The following is a 22,130-nucleotide window of genomic DNA, read 5'->3' on the forward strand; positions in this document are numbered from 1 at the left end:
GGACGTTCGCCCATTTTCCGGGCCGGATCAATGCGCTCCATCGCGGAGGGTATCCAGGCGACGCTGCAGGGCTAGACGAAGGTCGTAGCCGGGCTTGCCGAACCGGGCATTGCGCTCCGCGATGAAGTCACGCTGCGTTCCGCGCAGCTCGGCAGCGGCGCGGCCGCGGGAGGACTTCAAGCGCCGGGCATAGCTTTCGGAAATGCCGAGATCGAGCACCGAGAGCTGCGGGTCGGCGCAGATGACCTTCTCGACCTCGCGCGCGGCCGTGGCGCAATCGAACGACGGACCGCTTCGCTCTGACGGCGCGTTCAACGGACGCGGCGGCTCGGCGCCGAACTTCTTGATCTCGGCCAGCATGACGCGCCGGCCGGCGATGGCATTGTCGTTGCCGGGATCCAGCCGCAGCGCGGCCTCGTAGTCGGCCAGCGCCTTGGCGCGCTCGCCCATCTTCTTGTACAGCACCGCCCGGTTGTTGTAGGCGAGCGCGAAATTCGGATCGAGCCGCAGCGCGGCGTCGTAGTCGCTGAGCGCCGCGCCGAGCTCGCCCTTGAACTGATGGGAATCGCCGCGGTTGGTGAAGAAATTTGCCCGCTGCTCCATCCTGATCGCCTGATCATAATCGGCGATCGCCTTGTCGTACTCCTTCATGGCGGCGTAGGTGAGGCCACGATTGTCGTAATATTCCGACACCTTCGGATCGCGCCGGATCGCCTCATCGTCATCGGCCAGCGCCTTGTCCATCTGGCCGAGCTTCTTGTAGGCCGCGGCACGGTTGGTGAATGTGCGCGGCCGTTTCGGGTCGAGCCGGATCGCCTCGTCATAGTCGCGCACGGCCTTCTCGTTGTCGCCGCGCAGGTAGAAGGCGACGCCGCGGTCGGCAAAGGCCTGCGCGTAGTCGGGCTTCAGCCGGATCGCCTGGTCGTAGTCGGCCAGAGCGCGATCAAGACGGCGCTGCTCGGTATAGACAACGCCACGCAGCTCATAGGCTTCGGCGTCATTCGGATCGAGCGAGATCGCCATGCTCAGATCGGCCGCCGCCCTGCCGGCATCGCCACCGGCTTCGCGCATTAGGTCGCCACGCAGCCGATAGGCGCGCGCATTCTTGCCGTCGAGCGCGATGGCACGGTCGAGGTCCTTCAGGGCCTGGGTCAGGCCGCCCGAGGTACGCGCACGGGCATCGGCGCGGGCAACCAAGGCGATGGATTGATCCTTCGGCGAACTCGATGCCTGCTCGATTGCGGTCGAGCAGGCGGTGATGAGCTCGGACGGGGGCGCCTTGCTGCCCAAAGCGCATTCGGGGTCCGCGGCGAATGCAGGCTGGGCCCCGAGGCCAAGGACAAGACCGGCTGCAAGACCCAGCGCGAGGTAGGATGAGCAGGATGAAATCGAACGAATGAAAGCGTGCATCGGCATGGACTCGGCTCGAATTTCGACTGTTGCGGGTGAGACGCTGATCTCCCCCGTTGTCGTCTCCGGCCGGAACCCGGTTCAAGCGGCCACGCCGATGGTTAATAGCCGTCGACGCCGTTCAGCCGCCGCAGGCGGTCCTCCATCGCCTTCTTGAGATCGTAGCCGGGCTTGCCAAAGCCGGCGTTGCGCCGCGCGATGAACGCGTCCTGCTCGCGCTGCAGGGCGCGGGCTGCGGCGGGGCCGGCCGCCTCGCGAACGACGCGGGCCTGCGCGCCGTCGATCTCGCGATCGAGATTGGCGAGCTCCGGATCGGCGCAGATCGCCTTCTCCACGGCGCGACGCGCCGTGGCGCAATTGAAGCTCGGCCGCCCCGCGACGGCCATCTGCGCGCCCAGGCGCTCGAGCTCCACAGCGAGTGCGTGGTAGTTGCTGCGGGCGCTGGCGTGATCCGGATTGAGCCGCAGCGCCGCGGCGAAATCGGCCAGCGCCTTCGGACGGTCGCCCTTCTTGCGATGCAGTTCGCCGCGCGCGTTGAAGATGCTGGCGAGGGTCGGGTCGAGCTGCAAGGTCACGCCGTAATCGGCGATGGCGCGATCGATCTCACCCCTGGTGATGAAGATCGAGGCGCGCGCGATCAGTGCGTTGATGCGATCGACCCTCGCGGCCTTGGGATTGTCGATCACGGCGCCGCATTCGGTGAGCACCTTGTCGCCATCGTGCGCCTCCGAGGCCGCGATGCAGGCACCGGCATCCACCGCCGGCTCCTTGCCGGGCTCGGCCGCGCCGACCGCATGGGCCTGGGTCGAGACCAGCCATCCGAGCGTGACCAGCGCGGCCAGGCGCAGCACCCCATCCCGGCGATCGGCAGCAGCCCACGAGGAGACGGATGCGGTCAAGGCAGATGGCTCTCTCAGGTCGTGGGCGATCCGGCACGGCGCGCGGGGGGCGCAATCGCCGCCGCGGCACTTCAACTATACAGCGGCAGCAGCGGTGCGACAGTCCCTTTCCGGGAGAAGGCGACCTTTGCGAACGGGAGCTCGCGAGTGGATTGCGGCCTCGACTGAAATGCGCGTGATCGTGCCGCGCATTCCCCTCAAGATGTTGTGGATGCGCACCCCGGCGACGTCCTCGGTCGCCATTTGAACCTGTTGCGGTCCCCGCAGACACAACCGCATGACTATTCTGACCGACAATTCGCGCGCACGCGGCGTCGTTGCGTCCCCTGCGCGCTATTTCTATTTCAACATGGCTCTGGCCTGCATGGCCATTGCGATCATCGGCTTCGCACCGACCTACTGGCTGCCACTGGCCCGCCGCTCATTCTCCGGCGCGCCCGTGATTCATTTCCACGGCTTCCTGTTCTTCGCCTGGACTCTGTATTTCGCGCTGCAGAGCTGGCTTGCCGCATCCGGACGCACGGCGCGGCACCGCTCGCTCGGCATCTTCGGCGTATCGCTCGCCACGGCGATGACGATCTTTGGCTTCCTCGTTGCCATCGAGGCGATGAAGCGCTCCGCGGCGATGGGTCAGGCCAACGAGGGCATCGCCTTTGCCATCGTGCCCCTCAGCGGCATCGCCTTCTTCGCCGTGGTCTTTGCGCTCGCGGTTGTCCATCTAAGCCGGCCGGAAACGCACAAGCGGCTGATGCTGCTCGCCGGCATCTCGCTGCTCGACGCCGCCGTGGCGCGCTGGTTCCTGACATTCCTGGCGCCGCCCGGCCCGCTCGGCCCGCCGCCGGTGTTCGTGACGATCCCACCGGCCTTCGTCGCCTACCTGCTGCTCGTCGTCGCGATCGTCCACGACCGCCGCACGTTCGGACGCGTCCACCCGGTCTACGTCTATGGCGGGCTGGCGCTGATCGCCGTGAAGCTCCTGAACTGGCCGATCAGCATGACCTCGACGTGGCATGCGATTGCAGGCGGCATGCTGGCGATGGCGCAATAGCCGCAGCGCTGATCTCCCCTGTAACACGCGTCATTGCGAGGAGCCGAAGGCGACGAAGCAATCCAGGGCTTCCTGGAGACTTCCGCCTTCGCTCTTCGAGCGACGGCGGACACATCGCGTTGCTCGCAATGACGCGCGCGGCGAGACCTAACTCCGGCAGGTCAGCCCGCCATCCACCACCAGCATGGTGCCGGTGACATAGCGCGACTCGTCGGAGGCGAGGAACAAGGCGGCATTGGCGACGTCGAAGGCGTCGCCCATGTGCCCCATCGGCACCTGCGCATCACGCTTGCGCCACATCTCCTCGACATCGCCCTTGGCGTAGCTCGCGGCCAGCCCCGCTGAGTGCTCGACCATCGGCGTCTTCATGAGCCCGGGCAGGATCGCATTGACGCGGACGTGCTTCGGCGCGAACTCGACCGCGGTCGTGCGCGTCATCTGGTTCATCGCCGCCTTGCTGGCGCCATAGCTGACATAGGAGATCCCGACCTGGCGGATCGAGGCGACAGAAGAGATGTTGATGATGGAGCCGCCGCCCTGCCCGATCATCACCGGAATGACGTGCTTCATGGCGAGATAGGCGCTCTTGAGGTTGACCGCGAACACGCGATCCCACTCGGCCTCCTCGACATCGACGACGCTGCCCATCTCGGCGATGCCGACATTGTTGTCGAGCACGTCGATGCGGCCATAGGCCGCCACACAGGCCTTCACCATCGCCTCGACCTCGACGGCCTTCGAGACGTCGGCGGTGAACGCCTCGGCCTGCCCGCCTTCGCCTGAAATGATCGAGGCGGTCTCCGCGGCGGCGTCCTTGTTGCGGTCGACGCAGAACACCTTGGCGCCCTGTCGCGCAAAGGTCACGGCCGTGGCCTTGCCGTTGCCCCAGCCCGGCCCGATCGAGCCCGCACCGACCACCAGCGCCACCTTGCCCCTGAGACGATCCATCGCGTTCTCCCGTCGCTTATTCGTTATTCGGTACAGGCGCTCATCGTGATGGTCGCTGCGCCGATGTCATGGCCGAAGATGTCCGACAGCGTCCGGCATTGCCCGTCCGCGCAGATGCGCCACTCGCCGGCCGCGCCGGAATTGGCGAGCACGATCCGCGACAGCGGCCCCCGCTGGGTCTGCCACTGGAACCAGCCGTCGACCAGCCGCGCCTCCGGCGGCGGCTCCATGCCCGCGCCCGAGCCCTTGACGCGCGCCTGCACCAGTTCGAGACCGTCAGACGTGACGCGCCAGTCCTCCTGCCACGCGGTCCTCTCGACCGAGTGGGTCCAGGCCAAGGTGAAGCCGGCGAGGGTCAGCGCCTTCACCACACCTGATGAGGCGAGGCAGAGGCTCAAGCGGAGGCCGCCACGGCAGCCGGCGGCCGCTGCCGCCACTGCCACGCCACGATCACCACCGCCAGGGCAAATCCCAGCACGTCACTGTAGGGAAATTCGCCGAGTAGGCAGACGGACGCGACAAACGCCAGCAGGCGCTCGACCAGGGTCATGCGCACGTACAGGAAGCCGATCGCCACCATGCCGAACAGGCCGATCGAGATCAGCGCCTTGACGGAAGCATACGCCACCGCGCCGATGAAGCCGAGTTGCGCCTCCATCGGGTCACCCGGCTGCAGCATCAGCGCGGGCGAGTAGACGAACAGGAACGGAATGACGTAGCCGGCGAGCGCGATCCGCATCGCCTCCCAGCCGATCTTGTCGGGATTCTCCTTGGCGATCGGGGCGGCCGCCAGCGCGGCCAGCGCGACCGGCGGCGAAAGGTCGGCCATGATGCCGTAGTAGAACGCGAACATGTGGCTCGCGATCAGGGGCACGCCCAGCTTGGCGAGCGCGGGGGCCGCCAGTGCCGCGGTGATGATGTAGGTCGGGATGGTCGGGATGCCGGTGCCGAGCAGGATCGACAGCAGCATGGTCATGATCAGCGCCGCGAACAGGCTGGTCTTGCCGAGGCCGATCACCCAGCTTCCGAAGATCGAGCCGACGCCGGTCTGCGTCATCATGCCGATGATGACGCCGACGATGGCGCAGGCCATGCCGACGGTCAGCGCCGACTTCGCACTTTCAGCCAGGGAATCGCGGCAGGCGTGCAAGGTGCCCATTCCGCCGCGCACGAAGCCGGTGATGACGATGAGCGCAACGACGACGGAGGCGACGGGAATGATCTGCAGGCCGTTGCGCGACAGCGCGCCGACGACGAGCGCGAGCCCGATCCAGAAGACGTAGCGCAGCACCTGGTTGGAGAAGCCCATGGTGATCGAGGTGCCCAGGATCAGCGCCACCGTCAGCGCGAGTCCCATCGAGCCCGCATACAGCGGCGTGAAACCCTCGAACAGCATGTAGACCAGCGCGGCGAGCGGCAGCACGAGATACCAGCGCGCCACCAGCGCCTTCCAGGCGCTCGGGATCTCCGACGGCTTCATGCCGGTCAGGCCGTGCTTGCCGGCCTCCAGATGCACCATCCAGAACGCCGAGGCGAAATAGAGAATGGCTGGAACGACCGCCGCCTTGACGATCACCGAGTAGTCGACGCCCAGGGTTTCGGCCATGATGAAGGCGACCGCGCCCATCACGGGCGGCATGATCTGTCCGCCCATCGACGCGGTGGCTTCGACGCCGGCCGCAAAGGCGCGGCGGTAGCCGAACCGGATCATCAGCGGAATCGTGAACTGGCCGACAGTGACGACATTGGCGACGCCCGAGCCGGAGATCGTGCCCATCATGCCGGAGGCGAACACCGCGACCTTGGCAGGACCGCCGCGGGTGCGACCGAACAGGCCGAGCGAGACGTCGGTGAACAGCTGGATCATGCCGGCATGCTCGAGGAACGAGCCGAACAGGATGAACAGGAAGATGTAGGTCGCCGAGACGTAGATCGGCACGCCGTAGAAGCCCTCGGTGCCGAAGGAGAGGTGTGTAATCACCTGATCGAAATCATAGCCGCGATGGTTGAGCGGCGCCGGCAGATACTGGCCGAAGAACCAGTACAACAGGCAGGCGCCGCACATCAGCGGCAGCGCGAGCCCCATCAGCCGGCGCGTGCCCTCGAAGATCAGTACCGCCAGCAGGGTTCCGACCACGAGATCGGTGCGCGTCGGATCGCCGTCGCGCGCGATCAGGTCGGCATAGAAAATCCACTGATAGAGGCCGCACAGGAAGCCGATGGCGCCGATGGTCCAGCCCGCGATGCGCCCGGCGTCGGTCCTGGCGGTGAAGTTGCCGATCAGGCCGAAGGTCAGCAGCAGTAGGAAGCCGACATGGACGCCGCGCACGACCTGGCTCGGCAGATAGTTGAAGGCGGCGACGTAGAGCTGGAATATCGCAAAGGCGAGCCCGATGCCGTAGGCGAGATAGCCCCAGCGGCCGGGGCCGAAGCCTTCCGGAAAGCCGTGCTCGAAATTGTCGAACTCGACCTTGACCGGCGTTTCCATGTTCACGGCTTCGATCGTCATGATCCCCCCAACGCGCCCATCAGGCGCTGCTGACCATGGCCGCAATCACCTGAACGACAAGACTGCGCGGAATGTTTCCCACGCAGCCGGTTGCGAATGATCCGGCCTACAAGGCAGGCCGGGCGAGCAGCGTCCTTATTTCAGGATGCCCTTTTCCTTGTAGTAGCGGATCGCGCCGGGGTGCAGCGGCACCGGGCTGTCCTGCGCCGCCGTCTCCAGCTTGATCTCCTTGCCGGCGGCGTGCGCATTGGCGAGCTCCGGCAGCGACTCGAAGATCAGCTTGGTCATCTGATAGGCGAGATCGTCGGATACCGCCGAGCTGGTGACGAGATAGTTGATCACGGCCGCGGTGGGCACGTCCTTGTCCTGGCCGGTATAGGTGTTGGCCGGGATGGTCGCCGCGACGAACGGGGGCCCGATCTTGTCGACGACCTCCTTCGGCACCGACACCACGGTGATCGGCGACGAGGTCGATAGATCCTTCAACGATGCGACGCCAAGGCCAGCCGACTGCAAGGTGGCACCGAGCTGCCGGTTCTTCATCAGGTCGACCGATTCGGCGAACGGCAGATACTCCACCTTGCCGAGATCCTTGTAGCTCATGCCGGCGGCGGCGAGGATCGCGCGCGAGTTGAGCTCGGTGCCGGACTTCGGCGCGCCGACCGACAGACTCTTGCCCTTGAGATCCGCCAGCGTCTTGATGCCGGACTCGGCCGTCGCGACGATCTGGATGTAGTTCGGATAGATCGCGCCGATCGTGCGCAGCTTGTCCAGCTTGGTCTTGAAACCGGCCTCCTCCTCGCCGTTCCAGGCGGCCTTCAGGGAGTCGCCGAGCGCGAAGGCGAGCTCGCCGCGGCCCTGCTGCAGCAGGATCAGGTTCTCGACGGAGGCCTTGGTCGCCTGCACCTGGGTTTTCACATTGGGGATCTTGTCGCCGTAGATCTTCCCGATCGCGACACCGAGCGGATAGTAGACGCCCGACGTGCCGCCGGTGAGCACGTTGATGAAGCTCTGGGCCTGCGCCGCTGGCGCCGCGAGCAGACAGGCGGCTGCCAGAATGAAACCGGTTGCAGTGCCAGAGATTTTCGAGAAGCGCATGGATCCTCCCATTGATTTTGCCGCAAATTGGACGGCTGCGGGCGCGGGGTCAACCCATCCGAAAGACTGGCGCACCAGCCTCTCCCGCTCCCACGGCGCGAGGCCGGGACCGATGCGCCCCGCGTTCAATCTTACATTGACAGCACCACCAGCTTGAACCGCAGGTGCAGCCCAGAGGAGCGGGCCGCCTCGCTCGCAAGGCCGCCGGTCACTGGAACGTCATGTCGAGGCACTTGGAGATGTCCGAGCCGAGCCCGGACGAGATCGTCATGCAGCCGCGCACCTTCTGCTGGGTCGTATCCGCCACCCAGATCGAATAGCCGCCATTGCCGAAGAAGGAGTTGGTGTTCGCCGGCTCGGTCTCGGTGGCGTCGAACTCATATTTGGAATCGGTGTCGAACACGCGCGGCTTCCTGGTGCAGCCGCCGTCGGTCTGGACGTTGATGACTTCCTTGTTGTCCCGGGTCAGCGACAGTGAGACCTGGCAGCGGAAATATTCCGAGGTCTTCACGTTGAAGAGGTAGGCGTAGGACTTGCAGACGGCCGTATTGAGCTTGCCGGCGGAGAGACCGCGGCTGCAGGCGATGCGCTGGTTGTTGGACAGCTTGAAGTCGTCGGCCCGGGCGGATGCCAACGTCACCAGCGACAACGCCGCAACCCAACCGATCTTCGTGACAAGGCTCATCCGAATCATCCCCAAATTGTTTTCTTGGCCTATGTTTCTAAACCACGCTGCAGGATAATCGCGAGATCGGCGAATGGAAAATCCGCCCAACGATCACTGCACTGCGACGGGGCGACGTTGACGTCGCGTCAGCGTTCGTGATTTGTTCGAGACGACATCGATTGGAGGAGGACATGAAGAGCTTGGTTCTGAAAGCCCTGATCGCCCTCGGTGCGCTGGGTGCACTGACCAGCGCGGTGCGCGCGGCACCACCGGAGCCGTGGGAGCTGAAGCCCGACATGGGCTACGCCTATGGCAAGGATGGCCGGACGCTCGCCTACAAGATGGGCACCAAGAACGCCGACATGCTGCTCAAGGGCGCCAAGAAGGTACCGAAGGGCACGCTGTTCTTCGTCGGCCAGAACGGTCAGCTCTACATGCGGACGGCCCCCTATCTCGACGGCGACGGCAGCTTCTCGTTCGGCGCGGATGAGTAAGGGCGAGCGAGCGCAGCCTCAGAACGCGGCCGCCAGCTCCTTGGCGCCGGGCAGGCTGCTGAGCGAGTCCATCCTGGAATCCGTCACCGCAAGCAGCTTCGCCACGGTGTTGTGGCGAACGGCGACCGGATTGCGCTCGTAGCCGCCGCGCTGGAAGAAGTTGGCGGTCGGAACCTGATCGCGCATCTCGAGCGGCATCGTCACCATGTCGAAGCCCGTGCCGTCGCCGGTGAGATTCATCATCTCGAGCTCGGCGGCCGAAAGCGGCCGCGTGTAGCCCTTGGCGCGTGCGAACAGCACCGAGGTCAAGAGCTTGTGGGTCTGCAGCATCGGCCCGACGTCGATGTCGAGCACCATCGCATGCATGGCCCAGCCTTGCGGCGTGTTGCCGATCTTCTCATGCGCCGACCAGTCGTCCGGCACGGAGCGCGCGATCGCGACCATCTTCTTCAGGACCGCGAGCTTGTGCTCCATCGCGCCGCGTGCCGGGCCGGACGTCCGGGCCACGCGTTCGCCGAGCAGGCGGATGAACAGCGGGCCCTGCTCGGCCAGCAGCTCGACGCTGTTGGTGGTCAAGAGCTGATTGTAGCCGATCGCGGTCGAGATCGCGCGGTTGCCCTTGAAGCCCGATTGCGAGTCGTGCTTGCCGTTGCCGCCGGTCTCGAAGGCATAGACGCGCACCGCCTGCTCGCGCGTCAGTCCCGACGCCGCGGCGAAGCGCGCATAGGCGCGCTTGAAATCGATGTCGTTGGCGGGGCGCTGCGGCGACCATTGGAAATGCTCCTGCGCCGCCTTCACGAGGTCGGCGACCACGGGGATATATTTGCGCTCGCGCGGCTCGCCCTCAGGTTCCGGCTCGGGGTTCACCGGCCGCTTCGGCCCGGTGTAGACCGGCGGCTGCTCCAGCACGTAGTCGTCGAGCCCGATCGGCTGGCGGTCGCGGCGCTTGGCGTTGCGGATGCGGCGCTTATTCGAGATCGCCTTCCAGTAGGCGCCCGCCTCCTGGTCGAACACCGCCCGCGCCTGCTGATATTCGGCGAGCCTGCGTTGGTACTCCGCGATCGCGGCGGGCGAGGCCATCTGGGCCAAGGCATCGCGCGGAGCTGCGACTGGCGCGGGTTCCACGGCCAGCAATGGCGGTGCGCCCGCGACCGCGCAGGCGAGAATCAGGACAAGCGTGCGAATCGGCTGATGAAGCATGCCGCCCTTGTAGCCGAAACGGCGGCTACTTCCAGGCAAACACCGGCTGTTCCAGCTCATGCACCCGGGTGTCGCGGCCGGACAGCACCTCGCGGAACTGATAGATCAGCGCTGCGGTGGGCGCGTGAATGAGGCCCTCGCGGGCGTGAAAGCGGATCACGCGCCGCGTGCTCTCTGGGATCACGGTGAAGTCGAACGCGTCATCCGCCGTGATCGCATCCAGGCCGATCCGGTGCACCGAGGAGACCTCGTCCGGATTCGGCCGCAGCGTGCGGCCATCGCCCGCCCATACCACGACCGGGGTAATCAGATAGCCCGACCGTGTCGGGTAGTCGTCGAGCAGGCCCAGCACCGCATCCGGCGCCAGGATCAGCCCGAGCTCCTCTGCGAGCTCGCGCAGGGCGGCCTCGACCGTCGTTTCGCCGGCGTCGCAGCGTCCGCCCGGCAGCGCCCATTGCCCGCCATGGCTGCGCAGCCCTGCGGCACGCAGAGTGAGCAGCAGCGCCGTGTTGCCGGTCTCGTGGTGGGGGGCCAGCGCGATCACCACCGCCGCGCGCTTCAGCGAGGCCGCCGCCGCAGTCGCCTCCAACCGCACGAAGCCCGCGCAGCAGCTTGCGATTTTCCGCCTGGTGGCATCGTCGAACGGCATCGGCATGCAGCTTGACTACACCAGGCCGGCGACAGATGAAACGACCTCCAGGCCGGCTCGGGCCACAACGGGAAGGGTCTTCAGCGATGACGAAATCGGCCGCGGCCAGGATGACGTCCGACGGCTGGGAGATCGTCGACACCTCCGGTTTCCTGCATCTGATCGGCCCGCTGTGGCAGCGGGTCGTCGGCGGTGTCCACGAGTACGCCATCGTCACCGAGGACAAGCACCACAACCGCCGCGGCCTGGTCCAGGGCGGCGTGATCATGACGCTGGCCGACCGCAGTTGCGGCATGACGGCCCGCTACGCCGCAGGCAAGGAGCACATGGCGACGATCCAGTTCGACACGCATTTCGTCGAGTCCGGCAAGATCGGCGAGACCCTGGTGTCGCGGCCGCATGTGGTGCGGATCACCCGCAGCCTGGTGTTCATCACCACCGAGGTCACGGCCGGACCTCGCGTGATCGCGATGGCCTCGGGCGTGTTCAAGATCTTGAAGAGCGAATAGGGGTCACTCGCTCCGCCGTCATTGCGAGGAGCGCAGCGACGAAGCAATCCAGGGTGGCGGAAAGGACTCTGGATTGCTTCGCTGCGCTCGCAATGACGCGTTGATGGGTTTATCGTCCTATCAAACCCATGCGCGCGTGTGGCAAGAATGAGGCATCAATGGACTATCGCCAGCTCGGCCGTTCCGGCCTGAAAGTGTCGCCGATCTGCCTGGGCACGATGATGTTCGGCGGTCCCACCGACGAGCCGGCATCCGCCCGCATCATCGCCAAAGCGCGCGACGCCGGCATCAACTTCATCGACACCGCGGATGCCTACAATAAAGGCGTCTCGGAAGAGGTGGTCGGCCGCGCCATCGCGCGCGAGCGCGACCGCTGGATCGTCGCCACCAAGCTCGCCAATCCGATGGGCGACGATCCCAACCGCGCCGGCCTGTCGCGGCGCTGGGTGCTGCAGGCCGCGGACGAAAGCCTGCGGCGGCTCGGCACCGGGCACATCGACATCTACTACCTGCACAAGGAAGATCACGCGACACCGCTCGAGGAGACCGTGCGCGCGATCGGCGATCTCATGCGTGCCGGCAAGATCCGCTATTTCGGCGTCTCCAACTACCGCGCCTGGCGGCTCGCCGAGATCTGCAATCTCTGCGACGCCATCGGCATCGACCGCCCTGTCGTCAGCCAGCCGTACTACAATGCGATGAACCGGATGCCGGAGGTCGAGCACCTGCCGGCCTGCGGCTATTACGGCCTCGGCGTCGTGCCCTACAGCCCGCTGGCGCGCGGCGTGCTCACCGGAAAGTACAGCCCCGATGCGCCGCCGGACACGGACACCCGCGCCGGCCGCAACGATACGCGAATGATGCAGACCGAGTGGCGGCCCGAATCGTTGAAGCTGGCGCAGGAGATCAAGCGTCACGCCGAGACGAAGGGCTTCACGCCGGGACAGTTCGCCGTGTCCTGGGTGCTCAACTCCGCCTTCATCAGCTCCGTGATCGCGGGTCCGCGCACCGAGGCGCAATGGGACGACTACATCCGCGCGCTCGACTATCCCTTTGCCGCCGACGACGAGGCGCTGATCGACCGGCTGGTCGTGACCGGTCACGCCTCGACGCCCGGCTACAACGATCCGGCCTACCCGATCGAGGGCCGCAGGCCGCGGGTGGGCTAAAGATGGAGGAGGATCGCTACGGCCTGCCACTCTCGACCGCCTCCACTGACGCGGCCGCAGCCTATCGCGAGGGCATGGATCTGCTGCTCGCATTCTGGCCCGGGGCCATTGACGCGTTCGAGCGGGCGATCATGCTCGATCCGGAGTTCGCGCTGGCGCACGCGGCGCGTGCTCGCATCCACGCGATCTACATGCAGCGCGAGGCGGCGCTCCAGACCATCGCACGCGCCCGCGATCTCACTGCCAAGCGCGGCACCCCGCGCGAGCAGAGCCATGTCGCGACCCTGGTGCTCGCCATCGAGGGACGCGGCACTGACGCGCTGACATCGACCCTGGCGCATCTGGCGAACTGGCCGCGGGACGCCATGATCATGGCGCTCCCGCTCGGCGCTTTCGGCCTGCTCGCCTTCTCCGGCCGCGCCGATCACGATGCCGCTCGCCGCGACCTCTGCGACCGCTTCGCCGCTGATTATGGCGAGGACTGGTGGTTCATGTCCAACCATGGCTGGGCCCTGACCGAGTCCGGCGAGTTGGCGAAGGGCCGCGCCGTCACCGAGCGCAGCTTCGCGCTGCGCCGGCACAACGCCTATGCCGTGCATGCGCTGCTGCATGCGATGTTCGAGGAAGGCGCGGTGGACGAGGCCGATGCGCTCGTCGAGGGGTGGATCGGCGACTATGACCGCACGGGAATGCTGCATGGCCATATCTGCTGGCACCAGGCGCTCGGCGCGCTGGACCGGGGCGATGCCGACAAGGCGCGGGCGGTCTATACCGACGTGCTGGTGCCGACGATGGACTCGGCGCCGCCGCTCAACACCCTGTCCGACTGCGCCTCGCTGCTGTGGCGGCTGATGGCTGACGAGCAACCGGTGCCGCCCAACGCATGGGCCGATACGGCGGCCTATGCGAGCACGCGCTTCACGGGCTCGACCCTCGCCTTCGCCGAGATGCATCTGGTGATGATCGCGGCAGCAACGCATGACAGCGCCGCGCTCAAGGGACGCCTTGCCGCGATCGAGCGGCGGCAGGCCGAGGGCAGGCTGCCGGCCGGGCGCATCGTGCCGCACATGTTGCGGGCGCTGCGTGCGTTCGCCGATGACAATTGGCGCGGATGCGCGCGCGAGCTTGCGCCCGTCATCGGCGATCTCCCCCGCATCGGCGGCAGCCACGCCCAGCGCGAGGTGATCGAGGACACCTACATCCTGGCGCTGATCCGCAGCGGCGCGCTGGCCCAGGCACGAGACCTGCTCGATGCCCGCCTGCACCGCCGCCCCTCCGCGCGCGACACACGCTGGCGGGCGCTCACCGCGAGGTGAGCCGGATTATCCCTCGGTCTCCAGCCCGGTCGGCATCGGCACATTCTCGGGCTGCAGCTTGAGACCCGCCGCGAGCGCCACGGTCTCCAGCAGCGCCGCGAAATCCTTCTCCAGATAAGCGGCGGGATCGACCTGGAGCGAGGCCGCGCCGACATGGGCCTGCAATGCCTCGCGCGTCGCGGCCGTCACCGGCATCGCGACGTCGAGCTGGCGCGCTGCCGACAGGCCGAGATCGAGATCCTTGCGCAGCAGCGGCGGCGTGAAGGTTGTGGTCCAGTCGAGATTGACCAGCGCGTTGCTCTTGTACTTCGTGAAAGTCGAGCCCATGACGCTGGCGTTCATGAAGTTCAGGAAGGCATGGCGCGGCACGCCGGCCTTCTGCGCCAGGATGGTGATCTCGGCGAGGTTCTGGATCACGACGCCGAGGAAGACGTTGTGCGCGATCTTGCAGATGCGCGCGAGCTCGCCCTCGCCGACATAGGACACGCCGGAGACGGCGATCTTCGCCAGATACGGTGCGATGACCTCGAATGCGGCCTTGGGGCCGGAGACCACCGACGACAGCTTGCCGGCCTTGACGCATTTGCCGTTGCCGGACACCGGCGCGCGCACGAACTCACAGCCCAGTCGAACGAGCCTGGCGGCGATCGCCTCCGACTGCTCGATGCCGATCGAGGAGCAGTCCACCAGGATCCGGGGACGCGATCCGGAACTGGCGGCCACCAGGCCGTTGTCGCCGAAATAGACCTGCTCGAGATCCTTGCCCGTCGACACCATCGTGAACACGATGTCGCACGCGGCGAGATCGCGGGGATGATCGACGATCACGCCGCCTTTCGCCGCCAGCGGCTCGGCCTTGGCGCGGGTGCGATTGTAGATCGACACCTTGTGGCCGGCCTTGAGCAGGCGCTCGGCCATGGGATAGCCCATGCGCCCCATGCCGATCCAGCCGAGCGAATGCGTCGTGGTCATTGTCGTCTCCTCGTCCTACTTATCACGGATGCGGTCATTGCGAGGAGCGAAGCGACGAAGCAATCCAGAGTCACGGCTGCCGCCCTGGATTGCTTCGCTTCGCTCGCAATGACGAAAACACGAAGACCACTCTCCTGGTCGCACCGTTCGTTCGCTCAATAGCGGTTGGCGATCGGCAATTCCTCGGCCGGGAACAGCGTGATCACCTGACAGCCCTTGTCGGTGACCACGACCTCCTCCTCGATCCGCGCGGCCGAGAAGCCGTCGGTCGCCGGACAGTAGGTCTCGAGCGCGAACACCATGCCGGTCTTGATCTCCATCGGATTGTCCAGCGAGACCAGCCGCGAGATGATCGGGCGCTCATGCAGCGCGAGCCCGAGGCCGTGGCCGAACTGCAGGCCGAAGGCGGCCATCTCCGAGGGAAAGCCGAACTCCTCGGCCTTAGGCCAGACCTTGGCGACGGTGTCGGTCGAGACGCCTGGCTTGATCAGCGCGATCGCATGATCGAGCCATTCGCGGCACTGCTTGTAGGCGTCGTGCTGCGCCGGCGTGGCGCGGCCGACGTTGAAAGTGCGGTAGTAGCAGGTCCGGTAGCCCTGATAGGACTGCAGGATGTCGAAGAACGCCTGGTCGCCCGGACGCAGGATGCGGTCGGTGAAATTGTGCGGATGCGGATTGCAGCGCTCACCGGAGATGGCATTGATCGCCTCGACGTCGTCGGAGCCCATCTCATAGAGCATCTTGTTGGCGAGCGCGACGATGTCGTTCTCACGCACGCCCGGCTTCAGGTGTTCGTAGATCGAATGATAGACACCGTCGACCATGGCCGCGGCCTGATTCAACAGCATGATCTCGTCGATGTTCTTGATCTCGCGCGCGTCCAGCATGACCTGCTGGCCGTCGACCACCTTCATGCCGGCCTTCTGCAGCTCGAAGAACATCGCGGTCTCGGCGAGGTCGACGCCGACCGGCATGTCGGCAACGCCGGCCGACCGCAACAGGCTCATCACCTCCTCGGCATGCGCCTTCATCAGTCCGACCGCCGGCGGCACGGTGCCGCGCATGCCGAGCATGCCGGCGCGGCAGTTCTCCGGCGCCAGCCAGTCGCAGAACAGACGATGGTGGACGGCTGCCGAACCGAAATCCCACACGATCGGCTCGCCGTCGCCGGCCAGCAGCGCGAAACGGCACAGCTTGTCGCGCTCCCATTCGCCGATCTTGGTGCCGGACACGTAGCGAATGTTGTTGACGTCGAACAGCAGCAGCGCACCATAGCCCGACGCCTTCAGCGCCACGCGCGCCCGCGCCAGTCGGTAGCGCCGCAACCTGTCGAAATCGACGCGGCGCTCGAAATCCACCGAGACATGGCCATGCGACGGAATCGCCCGCCCCCAGCGCCAATGCGGATCGAGATGCTCCGGGCTGACCAGATGCGGCTTCAGCGCGCTAGCTGTCATGTGGGCGTTTCCCATTGTGCTATTGCAATCGATTGCAGAGCCGGATTTATTGCACGCACGCAAAATGTGTCAAGGTACCGCGCGATCAAAACGTCGTTGCGCTGCGGCATCGGGGAGCGGAGATGAAACGGACGTCGCCATCGACAAGGAGCCCGCGCGCAACGGCGTCCTCACGCCCGACGATCAAGGACGTCGCCGCGCGCTGCGACGTGCATCCCTCCACGGTGTCGCGCGCGCTCAGCCCGGCCATGAAGCATCTGGTGGCGGGCGATGTCGTGGAGCGGATCCAGGCCGCCGCCAACGCGCTCGGCTATCGGCTGAACATGGCCGCCAAGGGCCTGCGAACCGGGCGCAGCGGCCTGATCGGTGTGCTCGCGCCCGATATCGCCGATCCCGGCTTCCCGCCCGTGCTGTCCGGCATCGCCGATCGTCTCAACGCCGAGGGCTATGCGACGATCGTCGTCGACGTCGGCAGCAAGGGCTCGGAGCAGGATCTGGTCGACCGGCTGATTGCCCGCGGCGTCGACGGTCTGGTGCTGGCGACGGTGAGCTTGCGCGACGATGTCGTGAAGCACTGCCTGGACGCGGCGCTGCCGGTGGTGCTGGTCAATCGCGTCGATGCCGCCGGACTCCTGCCCTCGGCAGCCAGCGACGATGCCGCCGGCATGCGTCTCGCCGTCCAGCATCTCGTCGCGCTCGGCCACCGCCGCATCGGTCACGTCGCGGGCCCGCAGCACGTCTCGACCGGCGCGCACCGCCGCGCCGGCTTCGAGGCCAGCATCAGGGTCGCGGGACTGTCCGCCCGCCATGCGCCGGTCGAAGCCGTCGAAGCCTATACGCGGGCGGCGGGTCGCGAGGCTGCGCTGCGCCTGCTCGCGCGGCGGACGCGCCCGACCGCAATCGTCGCCGCCAATGATCTACTGGCGCTCGGCGTCTATGACGCGATCGCCGCGCGCGGCCTGACCTGCCCCGGTGATATCTCCGTGGTCGGCCACAACGACATGCCGTTCGTCGACATGGTCGCGCCGCCGCTGACCACGGTGCGGATCGCCCAGCGCGACATGGGGGAAGCCGCGGCGCGGCTGCTGCTCGACCGCCTTGCCGGGCGCGAGGCAGCGACCGACCACATCGTCCTGGCGCCGGAGCTCATCATCCGCGGCTCGACGATCGCATACGAGCACTGACAGGTCCGCGGGTCATCGCTACACTGCGCGGCAAAGCAACAACGGGAGGATACGCCGATGACGGAGATGGTCGGTCTGGGGGCGCTCGTCGCATCCATCGCACCGGGGCAATCGATCGCGATCCCGGTCGACCGTGCCGGCGTCTCGATGGCGGCGACGGCGGCCATGATCGAGGCCGGCCTCACCGGACTGCATCTCGTCTGCGTGCCGATATCAGGCCTCCAGGCCGATCTGCTGATCGGCGCCGGCGTGGCCGCGGTGGTGGAAACCAGCGCCGTCTCGCTCGGCGAGGCCGGCGGCGCACCGCGCTTCGTCTCGGCCGTGCGCGACGGCAGCATCCGCCTGCGCGATGCCACCTGCCCTGCGATCCATGCCGGCCTGCTGGCCGGGCAGAAGGGCGTGCCGTTCATGCCGATCGCCGGCATCATCGGCAGCGATCTGCTGCAGGTCCGCCCCGATTGGAAGGTGATCGACAGTCCGGTCGGCGAGCCCGGCAAGGTGGTCGTGGTGCCGGCGATCACGCCCGACGTGGCGCTGTTTCATGCGCCCGAGGCCGACCGCTTCGGCAATGTCCGCATCGGTCGCTACCGCGAGCTGGCGACGATGGCCTATGCGGCGAAGCGCACGCTGGTCACCGTCGAGCGCATCGTCGATAGCGATTTGATGGCGACCGAAGACTCGGCGGCCGGCGTGCTGCCGGCGCTGTATGTCGATGCCATCGCGGTGGCCGCGAACGGGGCCTGGCCGCTGCCGCTGTGGGACGAATACGAGACCGACGGCGCCGAGCTGGCGCGCTACGCCGCGATGGCGCGCACCGACGAGGGCTTTCGCAGCTATCTCTCCGCCTTCCTGACCCGCTGCAAGGAGGTGGCATGACCATGCACGACGAGCGCGCGCGCAAGGAGCTGCTGATCACCACCATCGCCGACCTGCTCGATGGCATCCGCCATGTCGCCGTCGGCGCCTCGTCGCCGATCCCGGCGGCCGGCGCGATGCTGCTGCGCGCACGGAACGCGCAAGCGGGCAAGCCACCGGTCCGCATCTCGATCCTCGGCTCGAGCCGGCACAATTTCTTCACCAATGGCGGCGTCGAGCTGTTCGACTGCGCCGCGCAGGGCCGCGTCGACGCGTTCTTTCTCGGCGGCGGTCAGATCGACGGCAGCGGCAACATCAACCTGGTCGGCACCGGCGACTATCCGCGGATGGATGTGCGCTGGCCGGGCTCGTTCGGCTCGGCCTATCTCTATCATCTCATCCCGCGGGTGATCCTGTTTCGCGAGGAGCATTCGCCGCGCGTGCTGGTGCCGAAGGTGGATTTCGTCAGCGCCGCCGCGACCACGCCGGAGGTGAAGCGGCGCGGCGGCCCGCATGCGCTGCTGACCAATCTGGCGCTGTTCGATTTCGACCGCGAGCGCGGCGGCTTCCGGCTGCGCTCGGTGCATCCGGGCTACTACGCCGACGACGTGCGCGATCGCACCGGATTCGATTATGCGGTGCCGGAGATCGTGCCGCCGACGCCCGCGCCGGACCGGGCGACCGTCGAGCTGATCCGCGGCCGGATCCTCGACGAGCTCGCCGAATGCTATCCGGAATTCGCGCGCGCGATGGCTGCAGCGGCTTAGCCAGCGATCCAGGCTACGCCTGTCCATGCTGGTGCCGACGCCAAAATTGGAATTGGATGCATAGGCCATCGCGCGCCGCGGGGCGGGCATTTTGAACTCGGCAAATCCGCCAAAGGCTTAAATGGACGAACGAAGTAACAAAACTCGGAACGGCCCATCGCCATTCCGCTGAGCCATGCTGCGACCGGAACGGTCTGCCGCCGCTGGTAGCGGCGGGTCTGGCGCACGCGCCGTCCACGATGCCCCGGGGGGCCAAAGCCGCCCGTCGACTCGGTCGGCATCATGCGAAGCCGCACCTGTGAAACCGGCGCACGGGCAAGCCGCGCGCCGCCTTCAGCGTTGATCAGTTTCACTGTTGATCAGTGACGTGCCGCCGCAGCACCGGCATAGACACCGGCAAGGAAGGCCGCCGCCGCTCCGGCAACGGGCGCCAGCGCGGGAACGAACTTCGCGCCTGCCGCAGTATCGATGATCTGCTGCAGCGCATTGCCGTCCTTGGCCTGGGCGGACTCCTGGTAGATGCGCGTTGCGGCTGCTTCGATCTCGGCGAAGGTCGCCGTGCAGATCACCTTGTCGATGCCCTGATACGATACAGGTCCGGCTTTGCTGTCGTGAAGGTATTGATGCGTGAGTTGCAGGCCACCGCCGATGATCGCTCCTGCGGCTGCAGCGCCGAGCGCCAGCACGGCGGGCGCGATCTTCGGCCCGAATTCCTTCGCGCCCGCTGCTCCTGCTTCCGCGAACGCCAGAGCCGGCATGTGCAGCCAGGACACGGGAATGTTCGCCAACGCGGCTCTGACGTCTTCATTTGCATTCATGGGACTCTCCTCGGTTGGGTTGGATTGGACCAGACGACTTTCGCCGCGCCTTCCCGCGGCCGTAGGCACCGAAGAACGACTCCGCTCAACCTGCGGAGGCGCCCTTCGGTCCGGCCTCGATACGGCGCAGTATTTGTTCGATCTCGTTGTGGTGCTGCATGACGCGTTGCACGACCCGCACGTGATCATCGGCACTGTTCGTTGCGTCCGCGCCTGCGCGGCAATGCGGGCATTCCGGCTCTCCCTGATAGAAGAAGTGCTTGCAGGACTCGCAGAGCAGCAGCTGGTCCAGCCTCGCCGCCGCGTCAGGCGCGAGATCCTGGAACTCGTCGCTCGCGTACACTTCCTGGCCGTATCGGCCGCCGTGGGCGTCCTCGATCATGATGTCGAAGCAGCCATGGTCGAACGGCTGTCGTCCCGATGGCCTCGTCCGCTGCACGATCACCTCGCGCCAGCCGCGTTCGGCCAGCCGCAATACCCGGTAGTGGCAGAACGGATTGTTGCCAGGCCGTCCCGACAGCACGTGCGTGGTCCAACTGCACCCGGCGCGGCACATCGGACCATAGTAGCACTTGGCGCAGAACCCCCAGCGGCGCCCGCGGCTCTCGTCGAGATCGCGCATGAAACGCAGTTCGGCGCTGTCGTTCCAGATGTCGGTAAATGATCGATCGCGGATATTGCCGCCGACATAGGCGGCCGTAGGGAGCGACGGGCAGCCCTTGATGGCGCCGTCAGCCTCGATTCCCAGGCCAGCCCGTCCGGCCTGGCAGCCGCCGTAGTATTCGAATCGTCCGGAGGTACTGCGCCAAGCCGCTTCGTATGGGCCAAAATACCCGATGTTGTTACCGGGCATAAGCTGCAGGCCGCGATCGAGGCCCTCTTCGAACAGTGCAAACAGCTCCGGCATCAGCGCAGCGAGATCGAAGGGCTGCAGCAGCAAGGATGGAGCATCGGCCGCATTGCCCATGGGCACGGTGAGCTGAATCTGCCAGGCGGAGGCCCCGGCGTCGATGATCGTATCGAAAATGTCGCGCAGGCCGCCCAGGGTAAGACGATTGACCTGCGAGTTGGCGGTCGCCATCAGCCCATGCTTTCGGGCGTTCCGGAGCGCGGCCACCGCTTGGCCGTGGCTGCCCTTGATACCGCGGAGACGATCATGTGTAGCGGCCGGGCCGTCGATGGAAACGCCGACGGTCTTGAGTCCGGCGCGCGCGGCCGCTTCGATCTTCGCTTCCGTGAGTGCCCGGGCGCCGGTCTGCAGGCCGCAGACAATGCCGTTACGAGTGATCTCCTCGACGAGGACTAGCCAATCGGGGCGGAGGTAAGCTTCGCCGCCGATCAGAACGATCTCCTTGGTGCCAGCGCGCGCAAGTTCGCCAATCAGAGCGATGCATTCCGCGGTGGTCAGCTCGTCATTGCGAGGTGCGCCGGCCCGGGACCCGCAATGGCTGCACTTCAGGTTGCAGAGGAGCGTGATCTCCCAGACCACATAGCGCGGTTGAGCGGTAGGCAAGCCGCCGGAAGGGATTGATCGGACCGGCATCTCGGTATCGGCGTGGGGTACACGAGAGAACATGAAATTTGCCGCGACATCGTTGACGATTGGTATCGTAAAATACTAACCTTAGATTGTATAGAGGACGAGGGAGGCGAATTTGGCGAAGGAAGGCGTTCCAGGCGGAGTGGTGCCTCTGTACGGCCTTGCGATCGGCAATGCGCTCGCAAGTGGCGGTATCACTCTGGACGAGTTGGTCACATTGCGCTCGCACGCGAAGGCGATCGTCGACGCTCAAGGCGATCTGGTTTCTGCGGTGAACGCGCTCGACGAGGAAATCGTCAAGCGCGGCGGACAGGCGGCCGCCAAGGGCGCGGCGCCTGCCGAGGTGGTGCCATCCGAACGCTTCACCGTGCAGATCACCGGCCTTCCGATCGAGCCACAGGCGAGACAGAGCATCGAGCAGGCCGTCAATAATGCGGTGAAGGCTGCCATTGCCGCTCACGATAGCGGCGGCGACCTGAAGATCACGGCGTTGTCTCAAATCCAGTCGTTCGGGGGAACACACGGCGGCGCCACTGCGGGTCTGATCGCCACGATCGATCTTCAGTCAGCGCCTTGAAGGTCTGGAGGAGGACATCATGACCGAGAAGAGTACAGCTGGCG

The 22,130-nt window shown here is 66.3% G+C and carries 22 protein-coding genes; 9 read left to right on the forward strand and 13 right to left on the reverse strand.

Translation table 11 applies throughout. The features are described from left to right. Window positions 1–27: 27 nt before the first annotated feature. Complete coding sequence (locus QW861_RS20495) at window positions 28–1,410, reverse strand: tetratricopeptide repeat protein (protein WP_316235510.1); 1,383 nt, start codon at window positions 1,408–1,410, stop codon at window positions 28–30. A 101-nt stretch (window positions 1,411–1,511) separates the two neighbouring features. Continuing rightward, window positions 1,512–2,261 (reverse strand): tetratricopeptide repeat protein, encoded by a 750-nt coding sequence (locus QW861_RS20500; RefSeq protein ID WP_315716460.1) that lies wholly within the window; start codon window positions 2,259–2,261, stop codon window positions 1,512–1,514. A gap of 325 nt (window positions 2,262–2,586) precedes the next feature. Between QW861_RS20500 and QW861_RS20505 the strand changes: the two genes are divergently transcribed. Beyond that, window positions 2,587–3,357 carry a hypothetical protein gene (locus QW861_RS20505; protein WP_315751416.1) on the forward strand — a complete coding sequence of 257 codons (771 nt, stop codon included), beginning with the start codon at window positions 2,587–2,589 and terminating at the stop codon, window positions 3,355–3,357. A gap of 147 nt (window positions 3,358–3,504) precedes the next feature. On the opposite strand, the gene QW861_RS20510 is transcribed toward QW861_RS20505, so the two are convergent. The 5 genes from QW861_RS20510 to QW861_RS20530 form a co-directional block, all read right to left on the reverse strand. Then, window positions 3,505–4,305: an SDR family oxidoreductase gene (locus QW861_RS20510; protein WP_315716309.1), complete on the reverse strand. Its 801-nt coding sequence runs from the start codon at window positions 4,303–4,305 to the stop codon at window positions 3,505–3,507. 23 nt (window positions 4,306–4,328) lie between these two features. Next, window positions 4,329–4,703, reverse strand: a complete 375-nt coding sequence (locus QW861_RS20515) for a DUF1850 domain-containing protein (protein WP_315751414.1) — start codon at window positions 4,701–4,703, stop codon at window positions 4,329–4,331. Beyond that, the gene (locus QW861_RS20520; protein ID WP_316193486.1) at window positions 4,700–6,793 is read right to left on the reverse strand and encodes a TRAP transporter permease; all 2,094 of its coding nucleotides are present in this window, start codon (window positions 6,791–6,793) and stop codon (window positions 4,700–4,702) included. Before QW861_RS20520 ends, QW861_RS20515 begins: the two co-directional genes overlap by 4 nt. A 156-nt stretch (window positions 6,794–6,949) precedes the next feature. Further along, window positions 6,950–7,912, reverse strand: a complete 963-nt coding sequence (locus QW861_RS20525; protein WP_315716311.1) for a TAXI family TRAP transporter solute-binding subunit — start codon at window positions 7,910–7,912, stop codon at window positions 6,950–6,952. A 208-nt stretch (window positions 7,913–8,120) separates the two neighbouring features. After that, window positions 8,121–8,597, reverse strand: a complete 477-nt coding sequence (locus QW861_RS20530; RefSeq protein WP_315716312.1) for a hypothetical protein — start codon at window positions 8,595–8,597, stop codon at window positions 8,121–8,123. A gap of 173 nt (window positions 8,598–8,770) precedes the next feature. On the opposite strand from QW861_RS20530, the gene QW861_RS20535 reads away from it, so the two are divergent. Next, window positions 8,771–9,073 carry a hypothetical protein gene (locus QW861_RS20535; RefSeq protein ID WP_315716313.1) on the forward strand — a complete coding sequence of 101 codons (303 nt, stop codon included), beginning with the start codon at window positions 8,771–8,773 and terminating at the stop codon, window positions 9,071–9,073. An 18-nt stretch (window positions 9,074–9,091) separates the two neighbouring features. Here the strand turns inward: QW861_RS20535 and QW861_RS20540 are convergent, their stop codons facing one another. Next, on the reverse strand, window positions 9,092–10,273 hold the full coding sequence (locus QW861_RS20540; protein WP_315751412.1) for a hypothetical protein: 1,182 nt from the start codon (window positions 10,271–10,273) through the stop codon (window positions 9,092–9,094). Between the two features lie 25 nt (window positions 10,274–10,298). Continuing rightward, window positions 10,299–10,928, reverse strand: a complete 630-nt coding sequence (locus QW861_RS20545) for a CoA pyrophosphatase (protein ID WP_315751410.1) — start codon at window positions 10,926–10,928, stop codon at window positions 10,299–10,301. An 80-nt stretch (window positions 10,929–11,008) separates the two neighbouring features. Between QW861_RS20545 and QW861_RS20550 the strand changes: the two genes are divergently transcribed. From QW861_RS20550 to QW861_RS20560, 3 genes are all read left to right on the forward strand, one after another. Further along, window positions 11,009–11,431 (forward strand): PaaI family thioesterase, encoded by a 423-nt coding sequence (locus tag QW861_RS20550; RefSeq protein WP_315716316.1) that lies wholly within the window; start codon window positions 11,009–11,011, stop codon window positions 11,429–11,431. 158 nt (window positions 11,432–11,589) lie between these two features. Beyond that, window positions 11,590–12,600, forward strand: coding sequence for an aldo/keto reductase (locus tag QW861_RS20555; RefSeq protein WP_315751408.1), 1,011 nt, complete (start codon window positions 11,590–11,592; stop codon window positions 12,598–12,600). Window positions 12,601–12,602: 2 nt separating this feature from the next. Beyond that, window positions 12,603–13,916, forward strand: a complete 1,314-nt coding sequence (locus tag QW861_RS20560; protein ID WP_315751406.1) for a tetratricopeptide repeat protein — start codon at window positions 12,603–12,605, stop codon at window positions 13,914–13,916. A gap of 6 nt (window positions 13,917–13,922) precedes the next feature. Here QW861_RS20560 and QW861_RS20565 read toward each other — a convergent pair whose 3' ends face one another. Both QW861_RS20565 and QW861_RS20570 read right to left on the reverse strand, forming a co-directional pair. Beyond that, window positions 13,923–14,888 carry an NAD(P)-dependent oxidoreductase gene (locus tag QW861_RS20565; protein ID WP_315751404.1) on the reverse strand — a complete coding sequence of 322 codons (966 nt, stop codon included), beginning with the start codon at window positions 14,886–14,888 and terminating at the stop codon, window positions 13,923–13,925. A gap of 155 nt (window positions 14,889–15,043) precedes the next feature. Further along, window positions 15,044–16,345 carry a Xaa-Pro peptidase family protein gene (locus QW861_RS20570; protein WP_315751402.1) on the reverse strand — a complete coding sequence of 434 codons (1,302 nt, stop codon included), beginning with the start codon at window positions 16,343–16,345 and terminating at the stop codon, window positions 15,044–15,046. A 122-nt stretch (window positions 16,346–16,467) separates the two neighbouring features. Between QW861_RS20570 and QW861_RS20575 the strand changes: the two genes are divergently transcribed. Genes QW861_RS20575 through QW861_RS20585 form a run of 3 tightly spaced genes read left to right on the forward strand, consistent with a single transcriptional unit; the run spans window position 16,468 to window position 19,151 of the window. Next, window positions 16,468–17,529 (forward strand): LacI family DNA-binding transcriptional regulator, encoded by a 1,062-nt coding sequence (locus QW861_RS20575; protein WP_315751400.1) that lies wholly within the window; start codon window positions 16,468–16,470, stop codon window positions 17,527–17,529. 57 nt (window positions 17,530–17,586) lie between these two features. Next, a complete protein-coding gene (locus QW861_RS20580; RefSeq protein WP_315751398.1) occupies window positions 17,587–18,405 on the forward strand; it encodes a CoA transferase subunit A in 819 nt (272 codons plus the stop codon). Further along, window positions 18,402–19,151, forward strand: a complete 750-nt coding sequence (locus QW861_RS20585; RefSeq protein ID WP_315751396.1) for a CoA-transferase — start codon at window positions 18,402–18,404, stop codon at window positions 19,149–19,151. The genes QW861_RS20580 and QW861_RS20585 overlap by 4 nt, the downstream gene beginning before the upstream one ends. A 359-nt stretch (window positions 19,152–19,510) precedes the next feature. Here the strand turns inward: QW861_RS20585 and QW861_RS20590 are convergent, their stop codons facing one another. Both QW861_RS20590 and QW861_RS20595 read right to left on the reverse strand, forming a co-directional pair. Next, complete coding sequence (locus QW861_RS20590) at window positions 19,511–19,969, reverse strand: hypothetical protein (RefSeq protein WP_315751394.1); 459 nt, start codon at window positions 19,967–19,969, stop codon at window positions 19,511–19,513. An 85-nt stretch (window positions 19,970–20,054) separates the two neighbouring features. After that, window positions 20,055–21,545 carry a radical SAM/SPASM domain-containing protein gene (locus tag QW861_RS20595; protein WP_316172619.1) on the reverse strand — a complete coding sequence of 497 codons (1,491 nt, stop codon included), beginning with the start codon at window positions 21,543–21,545 and terminating at the stop codon, window positions 20,055–20,057. A gap of 79 nt (window positions 21,546–21,624) precedes the next feature. On the opposite strand from QW861_RS20595, the gene QW861_RS20600 reads away from it, so the two are divergent. Further along, window positions 21,625–22,086 (forward strand): DUF1843 domain-containing protein, encoded by a 462-nt coding sequence (locus tag QW861_RS20600; RefSeq protein ID WP_315716327.1) that lies wholly within the window; start codon window positions 21,625–21,627, stop codon window positions 22,084–22,086. Window positions 22,087–22,130: the final 44 nt, after the last annotated feature.

This window comes from Bradyrhizobium sp. SZCCHNRI1029 (assembly GCF_032487555.1).
Taxonomy (GTDB): domain Bacteria; phylum Pseudomonadota; class Alphaproteobacteria; order Rhizobiales; family Xanthobacteraceae; genus Bradyrhizobium.

Bases quoted from the DNA above. Each gene is read 5' to 3' on its own strand.
- QW861_RS20495 (WP_316235510.1), bottom strand. From the start codon at position 1,410: ATGCACGCTTTCATTCGTTCGATTTCATCCTGCTCATCCTACCTCGCG.
- QW861_RS20505 (WP_315751416.1), top strand. From the start codon at position 2,587: ATGACTATTCTGACCGACAATTCGCGCGCACGCGGCGTCGTTGCGTCC.
- QW861_RS20510 (WP_315716309.1), bottom strand. From the start codon at position 4,305: ATGGATCGTCTCAGGGGCAAGGTGGCGCTGGTGGTCGGTGCGGGCTCG.
- QW861_RS20520 (WP_316193486.1), bottom strand. From the start codon at position 6,793: ATGGAAACGCCGGTCAAGGTCGAGTTCGACAATTTCGAGCACGGCTTT.
- QW861_RS20525 (WP_315716311.1), bottom strand. From the start codon at position 7,912: ATGCGCTTCTCGAAAATCTCTGGCACTGCAACCGGTTTCATTCTGGCA.
- QW861_RS20530 (WP_315716312.1), bottom strand. From the start codon at position 8,597: ATGAGCCTTGTCACGAAGATCGGTTGGGTTGCGGCGTTGTCGCTGGTG.
- QW861_RS20535 (WP_315716313.1), top strand. From the start codon at position 8,771: ATGAAGAGCTTGGTTCTGAAAGCCCTGATCGCCCTCGGTGCGCTGGGT.
- QW861_RS20540 (WP_315751412.1), bottom strand. From the start codon at position 10,273: ATGCTTCATCAGCCGATTCGCACGCTTGTCCTGATTCTCGCCTGCGCG.
- QW861_RS20545 (WP_315751410.1), bottom strand. From the start codon at position 10,928: ATGCCGATGCCGTTCGACGATGCCACCAGGCGGAAAATCGCAAGCTGC.
- QW861_RS20550 (WP_315716316.1), top strand. From the start codon at position 11,009: ATGACGAAATCGGCCGCGGCCAGGATGACGTCCGACGGCTGGGAGATC.
- QW861_RS20555 (WP_315751408.1), top strand. From the start codon at position 11,590: ATGGACTATCGCCAGCTCGGCCGTTCCGGCCTGAAAGTGTCGCCGATC.
- QW861_RS20560 (WP_315751406.1), top strand. From the start codon at position 12,603: ATGGAGGAGGATCGCTACGGCCTGCCACTCTCGACCGCCTCCACTGAC.
- QW861_RS20565 (WP_315751404.1), bottom strand. From the start codon at position 14,888: ATGACCACGACGCATTCGCTCGGCTGGATCGGCATGGGGCGCATGGGC.
- QW861_RS20570 (WP_315751402.1), bottom strand. From the start codon at position 16,345: ATGACAGCTAGCGCGCTGAAGCCGCATCTGGTCAGCCCGGAGCATCTC.
- QW861_RS20575 (WP_315751400.1), top strand. From the start codon at position 16,468: ATGAAACGGACGTCGCCATCGACAAGGAGCCCGCGCGCAACGGCGTCC.
- QW861_RS20580 (WP_315751398.1), top strand. From the start codon at position 17,587: ATGACGGAGATGGTCGGTCTGGGGGCGCTCGTCGCATCCATCGCACCG.
- QW861_RS20585 (WP_315751396.1), top strand. From the start codon at position 18,402: ATGACCATGCACGACGAGCGCGCGCGCAAGGAGCTGCTGATCACCACC.
- QW861_RS20590 (WP_315751394.1), bottom strand. From the start codon at position 19,969: ATGAATGCAAATGAAGACGTCAGAGCCGCGTTGGCGAACATTCCCGTG.
- QW861_RS20595 (WP_316172619.1), bottom strand. From the start codon at position 21,545: ATGTTCTCTCGTGTACCCCACGCCGATACCGAGATGCCGGTCCGATCA.